The sequence below is a fragment of the Marinimicrobium sp. UBA4509 genome, assembly GCF_002388575.1.
Taxonomy (GTDB): Bacteria; Pseudomonadota; Gammaproteobacteria; order Pseudomonadales; family Cellvibrionaceae; genus Marinimicrobium; species Marinimicrobium koreense.
Window position 1 is genome coordinate 1,094 of the sequence record NZ_DGMV01000088.1, and the last position, 19,185, is coordinate 20,278.

A 19,185-nucleotide genomic window follows, 5' to 3' on the forward strand; every position below is an offset into this window, starting at 1 on the left:
GGGCGGTGTATCGTGCCGGTGAGCCGCTGGTGAGCCTCTGGGCGGGGGAGGCCTCGCCGGGGCACTCCTGGCAGGAGGATACCCAGGTCAATCTGTTTTCCGCCAGTAAGGGGATAGTGGCGCTATCCATACTGCAGCTGGTGGATGCCCGGCAGCTGGATCTGGAAAAACCAGTGGCTCACTATTGGCCCGAGTTCGCCCAACAGGGCAAAAGTGGCATCCGGGTCAGGGATCTGCTGAGTCACCGGTCGGGCCTGTCCGCGCTTCAGGACCGGGTCGCGGAGGATGACATCTTCGACTGGGATGCCATGGTTGAGCGTATCGAGCGGGCCGAGCCCTGGTGGTCCCCCGGTACGGCCCAGGGCTACTCCCCGTTTCTGTTCGGCTGGGCACTGGGCGAGCTGGTGCGTCGCATTACCGGGGCGGAGCGCTTCAATGATTGGGTCGCGGATCGTATTACCCAGCCCCTCGGGCTCGGACTGGGCTTCGGCGCCCGGGGTGAGGTGTCGCTGGCGCAGGCCCGGCCGCTGAAAAAGGCGCTCGGTGGCGCCAGTAACGGAGCGGACAGCCAGTCGCTGGGGAAAATCATGAAGGCCGACCCTCGCGGTGTCACCAACAAAGCCTTCAGCAACCCCATGACCCTCCTGACCGCCGCCAATACCGAGCAGTGGCGCCAGGCCGAGATACCCGCCGCCAATGGCCACAGCAGCGCGCGCGACCTGGCGGCTCTGTATGGCGCACTGGCCAATCGGGGCGATCTGGGCGGTGTGCGCCTGCTCTCGGAAAAGCAGCTCGCACTGTGTGGCGACGAGCTGACCTTCGAGCAAGACCGCGTACTCGGTTTGCCGCTGCGGTTCGGGCACGGTTTCATGTTGTCCCAGAAGCGCGCTGACTGCCGCTTTGGGCGGGGCCGAGGCGGTTTTGGTCACCCGGGAGCGGGGGGCTGCCTCGGTTTTGCCGATCCGGACTACGGCATTGGTTTCGGCTATGTCACCGGGCGGATGGGGCAGAGCCTGCTTATCGACCCCCGCCCACAACGCCTGATCAATGCCCTCTATGACTGCCTGGGAGAAGCGCCATGAGTGACTCTGATACCTTGGAAGATCTGCAATCACGCCTGGCGTTTCAGGAGCAGACACTGACCGACCTCAACGATGTGGTGGCGCGCCAGACCGAACAGATAGATCGTCTGGAACAGCAACTGCGGGCGCTGGCCGACAAGTACCGGGACTTGAGAGATGCGGTGGAGCAGTCTCCGGGGGAGGAGGGCGGCAGTCCGGCCGACGAGCGCCCGCCGCATTACTGACGACTTTTCGGATGTATGGTGGTTTTTGACGATAGGCGTTGCCTTGAGCGCTCATTCAGCGGGTGTTTTTCGTCTACACTTGGGTCACCCATTATCATTTCGAGTAAAGAGTCGACCTTCAGAACATGCCGCAGGGATACTCCGGTCAGTCCAATGCCGCTCCGCTAACCGGCTCGCTCTCCGATCCTGATCTGGTGGGGTCGGCGCTCAGTGCGTCGGATATTGCACTCTGGGAGCTCTCGTTGAATGACCGGACGCTGATGCTGTCCGACACGATATATCGCTGGGTTCCGGAGCTGGGCGAGATCGCCGATGAGACCCAGTTACTGGCGCTTATGCCTCCGGCGGATCAATACCTGTTTCAGCAGACGTTTTCCGCCCATCGCCAGGGCGATGGGCCCGCCTCCTGTGAGGTCTGTCTGGCCGGCCTGGCCAGCCAGCCCCGGCTGCGCTTTATGGGGCGCCGATGCCGGACCGACTCGGGGGCTCATCACTATGTGGGGGCGGTGGTCAGCAGTCAGCATTGGCTGGCCAACCCCGGTCCCGAGTATGTTCAAAGCCTGCTCTCCCGCCTGTTTGCCGAAAGTCCGATTGCCAGTTTTGTCACCGATCCGGACGGGGTAATGCTCGAATGCAATCACGCCCTGGAAGTTCTGCTGCAGCTCACTCCTCGCCAGAGTACCGCCGGAATCGGTCGCTACCGGGTATTGCGTGACCGGGTGCTGCAGGCGCGCCCGGATCTGTTGAGCCGGGTGCGACGTGTGTTTCAGCAAGGCGAAATTCAGTGTTTCGACCTGGATTACCCTCTGGCCAATGTGCACCGCAATGAGTTGTTTACCGAGCAGGAGGTTCCGCTCAGGGTGAGTTTTCTGCCCATGCGGGACCGCTACGGTGACGTGACCCGGGTGCTGATTCAGTGTCAGGACCGCAGCGGCGAGCGCAGTGCTCACCAGGAGCTGTTACACCGGGATCAGCTGCTCTACAGCCTGATCAACAACTCGCACAACCTGGTGTCGATCAAATCACTGGACGGCAAGTACCTGCTGGTTAACGACAGCTTTGCCCGCTGGTTTGGCCGGGATGCCGACGATCTGTGCGGGCAGACCGACGATGACCTGTTTCCCTCCCCGATTGCGTAGCAGCGACGGGTGCAGGAGCAGGCACTGCTGGCCGGCGCTCTGCCGGCGGAGGTCGAAGAAGTTCTGCCGGGGAAGGACGGTCGCCAGTACACCTTTGTCTGTGTTCGTTTCCCAATCGAGGGGCCCGACGGAGCCCAGCGGGGAATCGGTCAGATCATGACCGACATCACCCGTCAGAAAGCCATTGAGCGCAGCTTGCAGAGTCAGCAGCAGGAGCTGAGGCTGTTGCTGGACTCCATGCGTGCCGGGATCGGCTATTTCGATCGCTGGGGATTGGTGAAGGATTTCAATGAGCTTGCCAGAGGCCTGCTCGGATCAGCGTTGCAGGTGGGCAAAAGTTTTCTCGAAGTCGCCCCTCAGTGGGACAGCCCGGAAGAGCGTCAGCGAGAGTTGATGCAGGTGGTCCGCACCGGTGATGCCCAGTTGAATTCCGTTGAAAGTGCGCAGCGGGACGGGTCGCGTCACTGGTTTTCGGTCGACAAGATTCCGACCAAAAACAATCAGGGCTACGTCAACGGGGTACTGTTGGTAGTCAACGACATTACCGACAGTGTTCTGCGCGAACGGGCGCTGGCCCAGAGCGAGGCACGCTATCGGGCTTTCATCGCCAACAGCTCCGAGGCCATCTGGCGTTACGATATGACGCCACCGGTGCCCACGGATCTGACACCGGATGAACAGGAGGCCGCGATTGTCCGCAGTGCCCGTCTGGCGGAAGGCAACCGGGTTCTGGCGCAGATCATGGGGGCGCCCTCGGTCGAGTCACTGTTGGGTAGCGGTTTGCGGGAAACCGGCTCCAGTCGGTATCGCTTCGATGTCCAACAATTCATTGGCAACGGCTATCAACTGATCGACTATGAAATTGCCCGAAGTGATCCGCGCGGCCGGGGCGAGATCCACTTCCAGATTTCCTGTGTCGGTGAAGTCGAAAACGGGTCGCTGTGTCGCGTCTGGGGAACCAGTAAAGACATCACCGCGCGCAAACGGTACGAAGAGAAACTCGAGTATCAGGCCACCCACGATGCCTTGACCCGGCTGCCCAATCGCACCCGTCTGTACCGGGAGATGGAGCGTTGGTTGAAACAGTCGGATGGGCGTAAGGCGGCCCTTTTGTTGATTGATCTGGATCGCTTCAAGGAAATCAACGATACCCTCGGTCACTCCGTCGGCGACCAGTTACTGAGCCAGATTGGGCCGAGGCTGAGTAGCGAAATGGCCGACACGGAGGGGTTGGTTGCCCGCCTGGGCGGTGATGAGTTTGCGATTTTTCTGCCGGATATTCGCCACCACCGACAGGCATTGGTGTTGGGACATCGGGTACTGGATGCGCTGCGCAACGAGTTTGTTATTGAAGGCTACACCGCAGAAATCAGCGCCAGTATCGGCATTTCGATGAGTCCCGATCAGGCCAGCGATGTCAGTACCCTGATGCGCTATGCGGATGTTGCCATGTACTGCGCCAAGTCGGAAATGACCGGTGTGGCCCTGTATGACGGTGAAAAAGACCCGCACTCTCCTCAGCGACTGTCATTGATCAACGAACTCGGGCGGGCCATTCGGGAAGATCAGCTGTGCCTGCATTTTCAGCCCAAAATCGAACTGCACGGTCAGCGCTGTTACGGCCTGGAGGCGCTATTGCGCTGGCAGCATCCGACACTGGGCATGATTTCACCGGCGGACTTTATCCCCATCGCCGAAGCCACCAACCTGATTCACCCGCTGACCCACTGGGTGTTAAAGCAGAGCATAGCCACCTGCTGTGAATGGCACAGCGCGGGATTCCCGCTGAGCGTGGCGGTCAACCTGTCCGCGCGGAACCTGATGGACGACACTCTGCCTCGACAGGTGGAGTTGCTGCTTGAGGAGTACGGGTTACCGCACTGGGCCCTCGAGCTGGAAATTACCGAAAGCTCGATCATGACCGATCCGCGCCGGGCGATGACCAATCTCGAGCGTCTGCATGAGCTGGGGATCTGTCTGAGCATCGACGATTTCGGAACCGGTTATTCATCCCTCGCGTATCTGAAACGTCTGCCCGTGCAGACGCTTAAAATCGACTTCTCATTTGTCCGGCAGATGCTCGACGACGAGCAGGATGAAATCATCGTCAAATCGACGATTCATCTGGCCCATAACCTGGGGTTGAACGTGGTGGCCGAAGGGGTGGAGTCCGAGGCGCTGCTGCGCCGGCTGCAGGCCCTGGATTGTGATCTCGCCCAGGGCTATCACATTGGCCGGCCCATGCCGCAAGCGGCGCTGGAAACCTGGCTGACGGACTCCCGGTGGGTCGAGCGGCCCTGCGCCGCCCGACGCGGCTGATAACAGTCCCGCCGCGTTACAGAATTCGCGCCGCTGTGCGCTGCATTTCCTCGACCTGCTTGATGCGCTCTCTTAACAGAATCCGCGTATGGGTGCTGTTGTCATCCGTGCGTTTGAGGGCATTCTGCAGTTGCTGCAGGGCCTGGCTGTAGGCGCCCACCTGAATGAAATATTCGGCGCGGGCTTCATGGACCTGCTGAATATCACCGGCCAGGCCGCTCACTTCTGCCAGCCAATACCACACGGCCGGATCGTCCCGGCGCTGACGAGAGAACCGATTGAGCAATCGGGTACTCTGTTCGAATTGGTTGGCTTTCATCAGCGCCAGCGCATAATTCATGGTCACTGCATAGTGGTCCGGTTGCGTCTGATAAAGAGCACTCAGGCGCTCCAGGGCCGGCTCATGGTTGCTCCGCTCGGTGTCGAGCTCCGCCGCCAGCAATTGGTACGTCAGTCGGTCGGCGTCTTCCTCGAGCAACGGCGCCATAGTGGCCTCGGCGGCGTCAAACTGTCCGGCCCGGATCTGCGCCAGCGCCAGGCCATACCGGCTGGCGGCCAGGGGTTCGCGCTTGGCGTCCAGCTCGTTCTGAAATAGTTGTACTGCCCGTTGCGCTGATTGCTCGTGTTCCACCCGGGTACGGGCCCTCATCAGGTGGTATTCCAGATTGACCGCTGGCTTCGTCCGGGGCAGGTTCATGGCGCGATTTCGGGTATCGGCAATCCGCCGCTCGGTGACCGGGTGGGTCAGCAGAAACTCGGGGGGGCGTTCGGTATAGCGGGTGGCCCGCAGCATGATTTCAAAGATATCGCTGGCGGCGTTGGGGTCCAGTCCGGCCCGGGCCATGGTCTGCATCCCCAGGCGGTCGGCTTCCTGTTCAAATTGCCGGCTGAAGCGCAGTTGGGCATCCAGCGCGGCGGCCTGGGTACTCATCATGGCGGCAATGCCCGCGTCGGAGCCGGAAGTGGCGGCCAGGATCAGGCTGCCCAGCAGGGCGGCATAGTAAGGGACGCTCATCTGTTGCTGTTGTTGCAGGCGCCGGGCGTAGTGGCGTTGGCTCAGGTGCGCCAGTTCGTGGGCCAGCACCGAGGCCAGTTGGTGCTCGTTTTCAGCGTAGTTGAGCAAACCGGTATTCACCCCGATAATGCCCCCCGGGGCCGCGAAGGCGTTGATGTTGGGATTTTCAATTACCACCAGTTGCAGGCTGGGGTCTTCCAGTTCACTGTGCACTGCAAGCTGATTGAGCAAATCCTCCAGGTACTGGACGACCTGGTAATCGGAGGACGTCGGCATCCGACTGCGGTACAATCGCAGCACTTCCCGGCCCAGTTGCTGCTCCTGATAGGGCGAGCTGATTGCCGAACTGGTATCGCCCAGCACCGGCAATTGCAGCTCCCGGTTCGCGTTGGCGGCACCTGACAGCAGCATCAGACTCAAGACAAGGGTGACAACATGTTTCACGTCGATTCAGACTCCGGTGTTCTTCCTGTTGCGCACAGTGTAGCCTTGGCCGCACCTGAGGCGCCAGAGGCAGGCCGCGCTTCCGCACTGGCGTTGCTCCTGAGACCACGGACGCCCGACTCGGTTCAGCCGTTACCGAAAAGCGGGGGGCACCCATGACCGCTCGGGAAGGATCTGCACCGGTCGTGCTGGAGGTGGATGCCCAGGGGCTGCGCTGCCCTCTGCCGCTGCTCAAGGCAAAGCAGGCGCTGCGCGATCTCGCGCCGGGTGAGGCGGTGCGGATCCTGGCCACGGACAGCGGTTCGGTTCGGGACTTTCAGACGTTCGCCACCCTCGCGGGTCACGGGCTGGAGCGGGAAGAATCCCCCGACGGCCTCTATATCTACATTCTGGTAAAATCCTGACCCGCCTTACGCGTGGCTACAGGTCAAAACGGACACTTATGCTGAAAATTATTCGCCGCTGGATCGATCGCTACTTCTCCGATGAGGAGGCAGTACTGCTGCTGGTGTTGCTGGCGGTGGGCCTGGTGGTCATTCTGACCCTGGGGGCCGTGCTGGCGCCCATGATTGCCAGCCTGATCATCGCGTTTTTGATGCAGGGCATGGTGGTCCGGCTGAAATCCCTGAGGGTCCCGCACTGGCTGGCGGTGCTGATCACGTTCATGGTGCTGATGGCCAGCGTGGCGGCCATCATGCTGGGGCTGTTGCCGGTTATCTGGCAGCAGTCCACCCGCTTTTTTGCCGAATTGCCGAGGATGCTCCGGGAGTGGCAGGAGCTGATGCTGCTCTTGCCCGAGCGCTACCCGAGCCTGATCAGTGAGGCGCAGGTGGAGCAGATGATGTCCATTACCAGCTCTGAACTGGGTTATGTGGGACAGTACATTGTCAGCTTTTCCGTATCCAACCTGCCGGTGCTGGCCACAGTACTCGTCTACTTCGTTCTGGTACCCATTCTGGTGTATTTCTTCCTTAAGGACAGTCAGTCCATCATGCGTTGGTTTGCGGGTTTTCTGCCGGAGAAGCGACCGCTGATGAGCAAAATATGGCAGGAGATGAATCAGCAGATTGCCAACTACGTCAGGGGTAAAGCCATCGAGATTGTCATCGTCGGCGCGACCGCCTACGTAGTCTTTGTCCTGTTTGGCCTGAACTACAGCGCGTTGCTCGCGATCGCGGTCGGATTGTCGGTGCTGGTGCCTTATATCGGGGCAGCGGTCGCTACCATACCGGTGGCCCTGGTGGGATTCTTTCAGTGGGGCTGGGGCCCGGAGTTCGTGTACCTGTTGGTTGCGTACGGCATCCTGCAGGCACTGGACGGTAACGTGCTTGTGCCATTGCTGTTTTCCGAAGCGGTCAATTTACATCCGGTGGCCATCATTCTGGCCGTACTGGTTTTCGGTGGCTTGTGGGGATTCTGGGGTGTGTTTTTTGCGATCCCCCTGGCTACGCTGGTCAAGGCAATCCTTTATGCCTGGCCAATCGGCGTCAAGGAGGCGCACAATCAGGAACGGCAGGGACAGGCTTTACATGACACCGAACAAAGCGAGGCATAATGCACGCAGCCGTCCCTCTTCGCCGTTGGAGCCTTGTCGTGGCTTCCCTGTTGGTAACCACCGTGATGCTGGCGGCCTCGGCCCAGGCCGTGACGCCCGTAAAAGGGGATATCGATCACCGGGATTATCGGTACCTGACGCTGGAAAACGGGCTGAAAGTCCTTCTGATTTCGGATCCGCAGGCGGAAAAAGCCGCGGCTTCTCTGGATGTTCATGTGGGCCATCATCAGAATCCTCTGGGGCGCGAGGGCCTGGCGCACTTTCTCGAGCACATGCTCTTCCTGGGGACGGAAAAATATCCGGAGCCGGATGCCTATCCCGCGTTTATCAGTCGTCACGGCGGCAGCCACAACGCCTATACCGCGAGCGAGCACACCAATTATTATTTTGATATCGACCCCGAGTACCTTGAGCCAGCCCTGGATCGCTTTGCGCAGTTTTTTATTGCGCCGCTTTTCAATCCCGAGTACGTCGACCGGGAGCGGTTCGCGGTCGAGTCGGAATACAAGGCCCGCCTGAACGATGACGCCCGTCGCATACAGGATGTCTATCAGGCACTGATGAATCCGGCTCATCCGGCGTCCCGCTTCGGGGTCGGGAATCTCACGACCCTGGCGGATACCGAAGAGCGCCCCCTGCGCAAAGACCTGATCGACTTTTACCAGCGCTACTACTCATCGGACCTGATGTCGCTGGTGGTCCTGGGGCGGGGCAGTCTCGATGAGCTGCAGAAACAGGTGACGGAACGGTTCAAAGCGATTCCAACCCGGGAGGTTTCCCTGCCCGGGGCCTACCCTCCGCTGTTCGGGAAAGATCAACTGCCTGTGCGGGTGTCCATTCAGCCCGAAAAAGACATTCGCCGCCTGTCCCTTCTATTTCCTCTTCCGGTCAACGCCGATAGCGAGGCCCATAAGCCGCTGCACTACATCGGCCACCTGTTGGGGCACGAAGGGGAGGGCAGCCTGCTGTCGCTGCTCAAGGAGCTGGGTTGGGCGGAAGGCCTGAGTGCCGGCACCCGACACCGGGACCGGTACGATGCCATGTTCCAGGTGTCCATTCAGTTGACCGAGCTCGGAGTTCGGGCCGCCGATCAGATTGTGGCCCTGGTGTTTCACTCCATTGAGCAGATTGAGGCTCGGGGTCTGGACGCCTGGCGATACGAAGAGCTCCAGCAGATGGCGAACATCGACTTCCGTTTTCGGGAGGTCAGCGCTCCGATGGACACGGTCCGTGGGCTCGCCTACCGACTGCATCTCTACGAACCGGAAAACGTGCTGTGGGGTGATTACCGGTATGCGGGGTATGACGCCAAACTGATCAAGAAGTACCTTGGATACCTGAATAGTGGGAATGTGCTGGTGTCCCTGGTCGCTCCCAAGGTGGAGGGGGAGAGCCGCTCTCCGTATTACCAGACGCCTTACCAGGTCCAAGAGCAGGCGGTGGAGCAGCCCGAAATCAAGGCCCGAATCCAGAAACAGCTGGTGTTGCCCAAGCCCAATGACTTTATCCCCAGTCGACTGGCCGTCAAGGAGGCGCCGCTGCTGCCCGGGCCGGGTGCCTCGGACGAGGCTACGCCCCGTCTCCCCGAGGCGGTGGTCGATAAGTCGAGAATCAAGGTCTGGTATCAATGGGATCAGAAGTTTGAGGTGCCCAAAACGAGCATGCGCCTTCGGCTCAAGCTACCCCAGGTGGCGGCCGGCGTTGAAGGCGCGGCCAAAGCCGAGCTGTTATCCGAGCTGGTGCGGGACCAGCTCAATGAATTTGCCTATCCGGCCCAACTGGCCGGACTGGATTTTTCCTTGCGCCCCAACACTCGGGGCCTGGATATCGAAATCTTTGGTTACAGCAGTCGCCAGAATCTCCTGTTGACCCGTATTGTTGAGGCGTTGCGCAAGGGGCGGTTTGCACAGGACCGCTTTGATGACCTTAAGCGCAAGGTGGAGAGGCGCTGGCGCAACGAAGCGCTCGATACTCCCTACGGCGTGATCGCCAGGCAGGTGCCGCGCCTGCATTTTGAGCCCTATTCGCTGGGACGGGACAAGCTCCAGGTGCTTGAGGGGATTGACCTCAAGGCCATCCACCAGTTTGCCGACTCGGTGCTAAAAGACGCTGAGCTGGAAGTGTTGCTGTACGGCAATTTGTATCGTCAGGAGGCGGTGCGCCTGGCGGCGTACCTTGAGCATCAATTGCTCGGCGATCTGACGCGCCTGGATCTGGCGCCGGCCCGGGTGTTCCGCCTGAAATCCCAGGGCCCCTGGGTGTATGAGCGGCCTCTGGAGCATAACGACAGTGTCACCATGCTGTACGTTCAGGGGCTCTCCACTAAGCTGAATGATGTGGCCCATATGCAACTGGCCCGACGGTTGCTGCAACCGGCATTTTTTCATGAGCTGCGCACCGAGAAGCAGTTGGGCTATGTGGCGACGGTATTTGCCTTACCGCTTAAAGATCAGGAGGGCACCGTGCTGGTCGTCCAGTCGCCATCGGTTGACAGTGACCGCCTCTGGCGGGAAATGGATGGCTTCCTGGCTGGCGCTGAAAGCCACTTAAAAGAGGGGTTGGCGGAACAGAAGGCGGCGCTGGTCCGCGAGTTGCGCGAGCCGGCCAAGACCCTGTACCAGCAGTCTGGCCGGTACTGGGAAGACCTGATGATGGGGGATACCCGCTTTGATCGGCGCGAACGCCTGGCCCAGGCGGTGGAGGCCGTCACGGCTGAATCCTTGCAGGCCTATTACCGCCAGGTGTTTGCCGACCCCGCCCGGCGTCTGTGGCTGGTGACGGATCGGTCTGAAGAGGCTCCGGAGGCCAGCCCAATCGACGCCATACCCGATTACCAGAAGGCCCTTGAGGCCCTGAGTTACCCCTGAGGCCGCAGCGCGGCGGCGGACTGGTAAAAAAGGCGTGAATATGTAAGAATTCGCTGATTTTTCGGCTCTACCAATACTGGCCATAACCCTATATAACATCCCACACAAGGGCTCTATGGCGGTGCAGAGACACCTGTTTTCAATTTCCTATTGATTGAACGCAACGATTAGATGTGCCAATGCGTGCACGGCTGAGGAGAATTTAATGCAAGAAGATATCGATGCCCTCGAAACGAGAGAATGGCTGGATGCCCTTGAGTCAGTTGTTCGCCACGCAGGCAAAGAACGGGCCACTTTCCTTCTGAAGCAACTGTCAGAAAATGCGGTAGACCACGGTATTGATCAGCCCTCGGCGATCACCACCCCTTATCGCAACACCATTCCGGTTTCGAAAGAAGTGCAGAGCCCCGGCGATGCCTACATCGAGCGCAAGATTCGCTCCATTATTCGCTGGAACGCCATTGCCATGGTGGTTCGGGCGAACAAGAGTGCCGACGAGTTGGGTGGCCACATTGCCTCCTTCTCCTCAGCTGCAACCCTGTACGAAGTCGGCTTCAACCATTTTTGGCGCGGCAGCGAAGGCGGCAAGCCGGGCGATCTGGTGTACTTCCAGGGCCACAGCTCTCCGGGTATGTACGCCCGCTCCTTCCTCGAAGGTCGCCTGACCGAAGAGCAACTGGACAACTTCCGTCGCGAAGTCGATGGCAAGGGCCTGTCCTCTTATCCGCACCCCTGGTTGATGCCGGATTACTGGCAGTTCCCGACCGTTTCCATGGGTCTCGGTCCGATCAACTCGATTTACCAGGCGCACGTGATGCGTTACCTGGATCAGCGCGGCCTGATTGAAAAGGGCGATCGCAAGATCTGGGCTTTCTTGGGTGACGGTGAGTGTGATGAGCCGGAATCTTTGGGTGCCATTTCTCTGGCGGGCCGCGAGAAGCTCGACAACCTGATTTTTGTCATCAACTGTAACCTGCAGCGCCTGGACGGTCCGGTGCGCGGTAACGGCAAGGTGGTTCAGGAGCTCGAAGGCGTGTTCCGCGGTGCCGGTTGGAACGTGGTAAAAGTGCTTTGGGGCGGTGCCTGGGACAAGCTGCTGGAGAAAGACAAAACCGGTCTGCTGCAGAAGCGTATGGACGAAGTGCTCGACGGCGAAATGCAGAACTACAAGGCCAACGGTGGCGCTTACACCCGTGAGCATTTCTTCGGCAAATACCCCGAGCTGCTGGAGTTGGTCAAAGACATGACCGACGACGAAATCCTGCACCTGGCCCGTGGCGGTCACGATGCGCACAAGGTGTACAATGCGTACCACAACGCGGTGAACACCAAAGGCCAGCCCACCGTCATTCTGGCCCAGACCGTAAAAGGTTATGGCATGGGCCCGACCGGTGAAGCGGTCAACAATGCGCACCAGGTCAAGAAGCTCGACATCGATGCGCTCAAGACCTTCCGTGACCGTTTCAACATCCCGATCGAAGACAAGGATCTGGAAAAAATCCCGTACTACCGTCCGCCGGAAGACAGCGCGGAAATGCAGTACCTGCACGAGCGTCGCAAGCAGCTCAACGGTTATCTGCCGGCTCGTAAAGCGGATTTCGAAGCCCTGGAAATCCCGGGCCTGGACGCCTTCAGCAAGCAGCTCGAAGGCACCGGTGACCGCACCATTTCCACCACCATGGCTTTTGTTCGCGTGCTCAACACGCTAATCAAAGACAAGAAGGTGGGCAATCAGGTCGTACCGATTGTGCCGGACGAAGCCCGTACCTTTGGTATGGAAGGCATGTTCCGCCAGATCGGCATTTACTCGGCCGAAGGCCAGAAGTACACGCCGCAGGATGCCGGTCAGATCATGTACTACAAAGAGGATCAGAAAGGTCAGATCCTCGAGGAAGGTATCAACGAAGCCGGTGCCATGTCCGCGTGGATTGCGGCCGCGACTTCCTACAGCAACAACCACAAGCCGCTGCTGCCGTTCTACATCTACTACTCGATGTTTGGCTTCCAGCGCGTCGGTGATCTGGCCTGGTTGGCCGGTGATGCCCAGGCACGTGGTTTCCTGCTCGGCGGTACCGCCGGTCGCACCACCCTGAACGGCGAAGGCCTGCAGCACCAGGATGGCCACAGCCACATTCTGGCCAACACCATCCCGAACTGCCGCACCTATGACCCGACCTACTCCTACGAGGTCGCGGTGATCGTGCAGGATGGCCTGAAGCGTATGTATCAGGAAAAGGAAAACTGCTACTACTACATTACCCTGATGAACGAGAACTACGTTCATCCGGATATGCCCAAGGGCGCCGAAGAAGGCATCATCAAGGGTATCTATCAGCTCGAAAAAGGCACCAGCAAGAAGAAAAACCGCGTCCAGCTCATGGGCTCCGGTACCATTCTGAATGAAGTGCGTGAAGCCGCCGAGATTCTGCGCAACGACTTCAGTGTGGAAGCCGACGTGTGGAGTGTCACCAGCGTGAACGAACTGACCCGCGACGGTCAGCGCGCCGCTCGCTGGAACCTGCTGCACCCCGGTGAGAAGCCCCGTAAGGCGTACCTGACCGAGCAACTGGAAGGGCAGGACGGTCCGTTCATCATCGCGACCGACTACATGAAGAACTACTCGGAACAACTGCGTCCCTACGTGCCGGGCGACTACTATGTACTGGGTACCGACGGCTTCGGTCGCAGTGACAGCCGTGAGAAACTGCGTCACTTCTTTGAAGTGGATCGCAACTTCGTTGTGATTGCCGCGCTCAAGTCCCTGGCGGATCAGGGCAAAGTGAAGCCCGAGGTGGTCAGCAAGGCCATCAAGCAGTTTGGTATTGATCCGGACAAGGCCGACCCTCTGACCGTTTAACGAATCGGTACGCCCCGGGGCTGAGTCCCCGGGGTTTTGGGTCGAACACCAAGAATATGTGAGGAGTTACTGTGGCCACAGAAACCATCAAAGTCCCCGATATCGGCGGCTCCGAAGATGTAGAAGTGATTGAGATCAGCGTCTCGGTGGGGGATACCGTCGCCGCTGAAGACACGCTGGTTGTGCTGGAAACGGACAAAGCGTCCATGGACATCCCTTGCCCCAAGGCGGGTAAGGTGACCGCCATCTCCGTCAAAGAGGGCGACAAGGTCTCGGAAGGTTCCGCCATTCTCGAGCTGGAACTGGAAGGCGAGGGCGCCGGTGACGATAGCCAGGCCGAGAGCGCTGAATCTTCCGCTTCGGACAACGCCGCAGAGTCCAAGGCATCGCAAGAGGCCCCCAAGGCCTCCGGTGGCAGTGAAATGGATATCCCGGTACCGGATATTGGCGGCTCCGAGGGTGTGGAAGTCATTGAGGTGTGCGTCAAAGCCGGTGACGAGGTCTCCGAAGGGGATTCATTGATCGTGCTGGAAACCGACAAAGCCTCCATGGAAATCCCGGCTCCGGCCAGCGGCACCATCAGCAGCATCGCGTTGAAAGAAGGCGACAAAGTGTCTGAAGGCGATGTCATCGGTAAGATGAAAACCGCCGGTGGCGAAGCCCCCGCGCAGAGCGAGCCGGTGAGCCAGTCCGGTTCGGAAAATGCCGCTCCGGCCGCGCCTCAGGGCGGCGGTGAGCAGGACATGCCGGTGCCGGATATCGGCGGTGCGGAAGGCGTGGAAGTGATCGAAGTCAGCGTCAAGGCCGGCGATGAAGTGTCCGAAGGCGACACCCTCATCGTGCTGGAAACCGACAAGGCGTCGATGGAAATTCCCGCTCCCGCCTCCGGCAAGATCAAGAGCATTGCCTTGAAAGAGGGCGACAAGGTATCCCAGGGCGACCTGATCGGTGTCATTGAAGCCGAAGGCAGTGCCGCGCCGGCACCGTCCGCTTCGGCCAAAAGCGAAGCGCCCGCCAAGAGCGAGCCGGCGCCTAAAGCCGAGCCGTCTTCTCCGGCCACCGCCACCGGTGCCAGCGCCGAAGTCATCAACAGTGGTGATGTCTACGCCGGTCCCGCCGTGCGTCGACTGGGTCGCCAGTTGGGTGTGGATCTGGCCAAGGTGAAAGGTTCCGGTCCTCGCGGTCGCATCACCAAAGACGATGTGCGCAGCTATGTGAAAAACATTGTCACGGCGTCTCAGTCCGGTGCTGCACCGGCCGCCGGTGGCGGTGCCATTCCGCGTATTCCGCAGATCGACTTCAGCAAGTTCGGTGAAGTCGAAGAAGTGAAGATGAGCAAGATCAAAAAGCTCACTGCGGACAACATGACCCGCAACTGGCTGAACATCCCCCACGTTACCCAGTGGGACGATGCCGATATCACCGATATGGAAGACTTCCGTAAAGGCCTGAAAGCCGAGGCGGAAAAGCGTGGCACCAAGCTCACGCCGCTGCCGTTCCTGCTCAAAGCCTGTGCAGCGGCGCTTGAGGCCGAGCCGAGCTTCAACGTGTCTCTGCATCACGATGGCGAACATATTGTTCAGAAAAAATACGTTCACATCGGTATCGCGGTGGACACCCCGAACGGTCTGGTTGTGCCGGTCATCCGTGACGTCAACAAGAAAGGCTTGTGGCAGTTGACCGAAGAGATCAATGCCATGGCCAAGAAGGCGCGCGATGGCAAGCTGACGGCTGCAGAAATGCAGGGCGGTTGCTTTACCATCTCCAGCCTGGGCGCCATGGGTGGCAGCGGCTTTACGCCGATTGTGAATGCCCCGGAAGTCGGCATCCTGGGTGTGTCTCGCGCCCAGATCAAGCCGGTGTGGAATGGCACAGAGTTTGTGCCGCGCAATATGCTGCCAATCTGTCTGTCCTACGATCATCGCGCCATCAACGGTGCCGATGCCGGTCGCTTCTTCACTTTCCTGGCCGGAGCCCTGGCGGACGTGCGTCGCCTGTTGCTCTAAGCGTAAGTGAAGTGTTGCAGTCACAAAAAAGGCCAGCGTTTGCTGGCCTTTTTTGTGTCACTATCGGCACCCATGCAGTGCCAAATCAACCATTCAAAATGATAAAACCAATGAGAGAACACCATGAAACAATTCGCCTGGTTATTCGCCCTCCTGTTTTTATTCGGCTGCGCCCGATCCGTCATCACCGAACCTCCGGTGCCGTTTGAAAACACCTATACGGCGGAAAATACCTATCATAAGGAAGTAAAGCAGTTCCCGCACATTGAAATCGCCAGTCTCGATACGCCCGAAGGAGTACGCGTCGAGCGGGACCTGACTTATGTGCAATACGGTCGGCGGGCGCTGCAACTGGATCTGCATCGGCCAGAGGCGGGGAGCTTTCGTCCGGCGGTGGTTCTGGTGCACGGGGGCGGTTGGCGTTCGGGTTACCGGGAAAACCTGACGCCCCTGGCCAACGCCTTGGCGGAGCGAGGGTTTGTGGTGGCCAATATCAGTTATCGGCTGGCGCCCGAGGCGCGCTTTCCCGCCGCCATTCACGATGTCAAAGCGGCGATTCGGTGGTTACGCGAGCATGCCGAGGCCTATGGTGTTAACCCGGACCAGATTGCCGTGGGTGGTACCTCCGCCGGTGGGCAGATTGCCAGCCTGACCGGTATTACCGCAGGCGACCCGTACTTTGACCCGCAGCGGGCACACAGCCCGGCATCCAGCGATGTGCAGGCGATTCTGAATATTGATGGTCTGTCTGACTTCACCTCGGAGGAAGCGCGTCACTACGAAGATGATCCGAGCAAGAACCCGTCGTCCGCCGGTTCCTGGTTCGGCGGGCGCTACGCGGAGCAAACTGAACTCTGGCATAAAGGCTCGCCCACTTACTATGTCCACGCCGATATGCCGCCGATTCTGTTTCTGAACAGTGCCCGGGAACGATTTGGTGTGGGGCGCGATGAAATGATCGCCAAGATGGAACCGCTGGGGGTCCGCTACCATGTTCAGCGCTTTGACAATACGCCGCATACGTTCTGGCTGTTTGACCCCTGGTTGCAACCCACAGCGGATGAAGTGTCCGCCTTCCTTCGCGGGATCTGGGGCGGCACTGGTACCTCGCCAGAGTGAAGCGTATGATGGTTTTTGCGTCGTTTTTGAAATGGAGGTAATTCCGGTTTGAGTCCATCGTCCGGAAAACGGTCCCCCCTGATTGTGCCTGCACTGGTGTTTCTATTGGTCATCGGCGTGGTGGAAGGGGTGATCTTCGCTTACAAGGGGAAGCTGTACAGCGATCAGCGCTTTCAAGCCGTGACCTTCGCCGCCGACCTGCGCGCCAATGCCGAGCGCGAGCTGAACAATGTGCTTTATCTCACCCGTGGTCTGAGCAGTTACTTTTCCGTGCGCCACGACTCCCTGGAGCGTGAAGAGATTCTCAATATTCTGCGGGTGGCCTACCAGACCAGCCCGGTCATCCGGAATTTCGGTGTGGCCGTGGACTACCAGTTGAGCTATGTCTATCCCACCGAAGGCAATCAGGCGGCCATCGGCCTGGATTACCGCGAACTCGAAACCCAGTGGCCGGACGTCAAAAGGGCGGTGGAGCAGCGCCAGCCGGTGCTGTCCGAGGGCGTGAAACTGATTCAGGGCGGTGAGGCTTTCATCTACCGTGATCCCATTTATGTGGACGACGCCTATTGGGGGTTGCTGTCCACGGTGATTGATGCCGAGCCCTTGCTGGACGCCATGTTCGGGGTGATGGACCGGGACAGTCGCCATCGGTTTGCGGTGCAGGTCAACCGCCCGGGGAATTCCGTGTCCCTGTGGGGCGACGAGGCGCTGTTTGAGGGCGAGGATGTGGTGCGCCTGGGCTCTGAACGTGGCTGGGAGTTCGCGGTGCAGACCCGCTCTCAGGATGCGCACTGGCTACCGATTTTCGTGTTGCGGATATTTGGTTGGGTGTTGGCATTGGTAACCGGGTTGGGCACCTATTCGGCCTTGCTGCATCGACGCCAGCGACTGACCCAGGGGGCCCGAGGTCAGGAATCAGCGTTCGAGTAAGGCGCGGCTCAGGTTGGGAGCGAGCCGGCGGGCCAGCTCGGCCGAGCCAATACCCAAAAGGGCGCCGCTGACATTGGCCAGAATATCGCCGAGGCTGAAGGTGCGCGGCGGCAAAAAATGCTGGATCACTTCAATACCCGTCGAGTACACCACCAACACCAGAAGACGCTGCCACACCGGCCAGCCCGGTAGGGCCACGGTGATTGACCAGCCGGCAACGCCATAGCCGAGAAAGTGCATCAGCTTGTCGTTGTATTGCGGAATATGGGGGCCGGAGGCGGTGGTGAGCCCAAAATAGGTGAAGATCGCCAGCAGCAGAACGAACTGCCACCGGCACAGCGGGCGCCACCACTCGGGTACGCTCATACTCAGCGCAGCACCATCAGTGAGATGCGGGTTTTGCTGATCATGTGAGTGGTGGTGCTGCCCACGATCAGTTGGCGAATACGCGAATGGCCGTAGGCGCCCATGATCAGCAGATCGATATTGTGGGTGTGCTGATACTCTTCCAGAACGGTTTCCGGGTCACCGGCAATGATGGTGGCCTGGGTTTCGAAACCGGCCTCGGTCAGTTTGTTCTTGGCCCAGTCCAGCTGTTCGCGGTTGCTGTCCACGTCCGCACCGACCGTGACCAGGTGAATCGGAATGCCTTTGAACAATGGGCTGGCGGCTACCATGTCCACGCCCTTACGGGTGGTGGCGCTGCCGTCAAAGGCAAACATGATCGCCTTGGGCGGCTCAAAACTTTGCTGGGCAATGAGAATCGGCCGGTGCAGGGTGCGGATGATCTGTTCCAGATGACTACCGATATGCCCGTGGGCCGAGGCGGTGTCCGCACCGCGCTTGCCCACCACCAGCATCCGGGTTTCGGTTTCCAGCTCGGCCAGAGCACTGACCAGCTCGCCGTGACGCTGGCGGGTTTCCACCTCGTTCACACCTTTCTGCTCCACCCGTTCACGGGCAGCCTTGAGCATCAGTCGGCCGTGTTCCATGGCCACTTTGGAGCGCTGCTCGTCCAGGCTGGCGAGTTCTTCCAGCAAGGCCTCCTGAGAGCCAAAGCCGATGCTGCCACTCAGGTTCTGTTTCTTGCCCTGAGTGGGCTCGTCCAGCACGTGCACCAGGCTCAGCGGCGCGTCCATTCGCTGGGCGGACCAGGCCGCGTAATCACAGACGGATTCGGCGTACTGAGAGTCATCGATACAGGCAATCACTTTGTTGTGCATACTCTTTCTCTCGGTTAGTGGCCCATCAGGCGTTCAACAGCGTCCGGCTTGTCGTGCACGGCAAATCGGTCCACCAGTGTGGCACTGGCTTCGTTCAGGCCAATCAACTCCACATCGGTCCCTTCGCGGCGGAACTTCAGTACCACTTTATCGAGGGAACTGATCGCCGTAATGTCCCAGAAGTGGGCGCGGTGCAGATCGATGGTAACCTTTTCAACCGCCTCTTTGAAATCGAACCCGTCAATAAACTGCTCAGCGGAGGTGAAGAATACCTGGCCGACCACATGGTAGGTGCGATGCTCGCCGTCGTCCGAGAGGCTGGAGCCGATGTACAGAATGTCGCCCACCTTGCGGGCGAAGAACAGCGCGCTCAGCAGCACGCCCACCAACACGCCGAGCGCCAGG

15 protein-coding genes are annotated in these 19,185 nt (G+C 59.7%); 11 read left to right on the forward strand and 4 right to left on the reverse strand.

What is annotated here, in order from left to right; genetic code table 11:
* The 4 genes from B3520_RS16910 to B3520_RS16925 form a co-directional block, all read left to right on the forward strand.
* Positions 1-1,082 (forward strand): serine hydrolase domain-containing protein (locus B3520_RS16910; protein WP_286876468.1); only part of this gene is annotated, 1,082 nt, incomplete at its 5' end.
* On the forward strand, positions 1,079-1,306 hold the full coding sequence (locus B3520_RS16915; protein ID WP_286804654.1) for a SlyX family protein: 228 nt from the start codon (positions 1,079-1,081) through the stop codon (positions 1,304-1,306). The genes B3520_RS16910 and B3520_RS16915, both read left to right, overlap by 4 nt.
* Positions 1,307-1,431: 125 nt before the next feature.
* Positions 1,432-2,445: a PAS domain-containing protein gene (locus B3520_RS16920; protein ID WP_286804653.1), complete on the forward strand. Its 1,014-nt coding sequence runs from the start codon at positions 1,432-1,434 to the stop codon at positions 2,443-2,445.
* A gap of 9 nt (positions 2,446-2,454) precedes the next feature.
* On the forward strand, positions 2,455-4,764 hold the full coding sequence (locus B3520_RS16925) for a putative bifunctional diguanylate cyclase/phosphodiesterase (RefSeq protein ID WP_286804652.1): 2,310 nt from the start codon (positions 2,455-2,457) through the stop codon (positions 4,762-4,764).
* A 16-nt stretch (positions 4,765-4,780) separates the two neighbouring features.
* Here B3520_RS16925 and B3520_RS16930 read toward each other — a convergent pair whose 3' ends face one another.
* The gene (locus tag B3520_RS16930; RefSeq protein WP_286804651.1) at positions 4,781-6,223 is read right to left on the reverse strand and encodes a M48 family metalloprotease; all 1,443 of its coding nucleotides are present in this window, start codon (positions 6,221-6,223) and stop codon (positions 4,781-4,783) included.
* 155 nt (positions 6,224-6,378) lie between these two features.
* Here B3520_RS16930 and B3520_RS16935 point away from each other — a divergent pair, with 155 nt between their 5' ends.
* The 7 genes from B3520_RS16935 (at position 6,379) to B3520_RS16965 (ending at position 17,557) form a co-directional block, all read left to right on the forward strand.
* The gene (locus tag B3520_RS16935; protein ID WP_286804650.1) at positions 6,379-6,627 is read left to right on the forward strand and encodes a sulfurtransferase TusA family protein; all 249 of its coding nucleotides are present in this window, start codon (positions 6,379-6,381) and stop codon (positions 6,625-6,627) included.
* Positions 6,628-6,665: 38 nt separating this feature from the next.
* On the forward strand, positions 6,666-7,778 hold the full coding sequence (locus B3520_RS16940; RefSeq protein ID WP_286804649.1) for an AI-2E family transporter: 1,113 nt from the start codon (positions 6,666-6,668) through the stop codon (positions 7,776-7,778).
* A gap of 38 nt (positions 7,779-7,816) precedes the next feature.
* Entirely contained in the window at positions 7,817-10,645 is a 2,829-nt protein-coding gene (locus B3520_RS16945; RefSeq protein ID WP_286804648.1) for an insulinase family protein, read from the forward strand.
* A 205-nt stretch (positions 10,646-10,850) separates the two neighbouring features.
* Complete coding sequence (aceE, locus tag B3520_RS16950; RefSeq protein WP_286804646.1) at positions 10,851-13,502, forward strand: pyruvate dehydrogenase (acetyl-transferring), homodimeric type; 2,652 nt, start codon at positions 10,851-10,853, stop codon at positions 13,500-13,502.
* Positions 13,503-13,573: 71 nt separating this feature from the next.
* Positions 13,574-15,508, forward strand: a complete 1,935-nt coding sequence (gene aceF, locus B3520_RS16955; protein WP_286804645.1) for a dihydrolipoyllysine-residue acetyltransferase — start codon at positions 13,574-13,576, stop codon at positions 15,506-15,508.
* Between the two features lie 123 nt (positions 15,509-15,631).
* A complete protein-coding gene (locus B3520_RS16960; protein ID WP_286804643.1) occupies positions 15,632-16,627 on the forward strand; it encodes an alpha/beta hydrolase in 996 nt (331 codons plus the stop codon).
* A 48-nt stretch (positions 16,628-16,675) separates the two neighbouring features.
* Complete coding sequence (locus B3520_RS16965) at positions 16,676-17,557, forward strand: CHASE domain-containing protein (RefSeq protein ID WP_286804642.1); 882 nt, start codon at positions 16,676-16,678, stop codon at positions 17,555-17,557.
* On the opposite strand, the gene B3520_RS16970 is transcribed toward B3520_RS16965, so the two are convergent.
* The 3 genes from B3520_RS16970 to B3520_RS16980 form a co-directional block, all read right to left on the reverse strand.
* Positions 17,543-17,923: a VanZ family protein gene (locus tag B3520_RS16970; protein ID WP_286804641.1), complete on the reverse strand. Its 381-nt coding sequence runs from the start codon at positions 17,921-17,923 to the stop codon at positions 17,543-17,545. The genes B3520_RS16965 and B3520_RS16970 overlap by 15 nt on opposite strands.
* A 2-nt stretch (positions 17,924-17,925) precedes the next feature.
* Positions 17,926-18,780: a universal stress protein gene (locus B3520_RS16975; RefSeq protein ID WP_286804640.1), complete on the reverse strand. Its 855-nt coding sequence runs from the start codon at positions 18,778-18,780 to the stop codon at positions 17,926-17,928.
* A 14-nt stretch (positions 18,781-18,794) separates the two neighbouring features.
* On the reverse strand, positions 18,795-19,185 hold a 391-nt coding region (locus tag B3520_RS16980; protein WP_286876469.1), incomplete at its 5' end, for an STAS domain-containing protein.

Coding starts and splice junctions, on each gene's coding strand:
- B3520_RS16915 (WP_286804654.1), top strand. CDS start 1,079: ATGAGTGACTCTGATACCTTGGAAGATCTGCAATCACGCCTGGCGTTT.
- B3520_RS16920 (WP_286804653.1), top strand. CDS start 1,432: ATGCCGCAGGGATACTCCGGTCAGTCCAATGCCGCTCCGCTAACCGGC.
- B3520_RS16935 (WP_286804650.1), top strand. CDS start 6,379: ATGACCGCTCGGGAAGGATCTGCACCGGTCGTGCTGGAGGTGGATGCC.
- B3520_RS16940 (WP_286804649.1), top strand. CDS start 6,666: ATGCTGAAAATTATTCGCCGCTGGATCGATCGCTACTTCTCCGATGAG.
- aceE (WP_286804646.1), top strand. CDS start 10,851: ATGCAAGAAGATATCGATGCCCTCGAAACGAGAGAATGGCTGGATGCC.
- B3520_RS16960 (WP_286804643.1), top strand. CDS start 15,632: ATGAAACAATTCGCCTGGTTATTCGCCCTCCTGTTTTTATTCGGCTGC.
- B3520_RS16970 (WP_286804641.1), bottom strand. CDS start 17,923: ATGAGCGTACCCGAGTGGTGGCGCCCGCTGTGCCGGTGGCAGTTCGTT.
- B3520_RS16975 (WP_286804640.1), bottom strand. CDS start 18,780: ATGCACAACAAAGTGATTGCCTGTATCGATGACTCTCAGTACGCCGAA.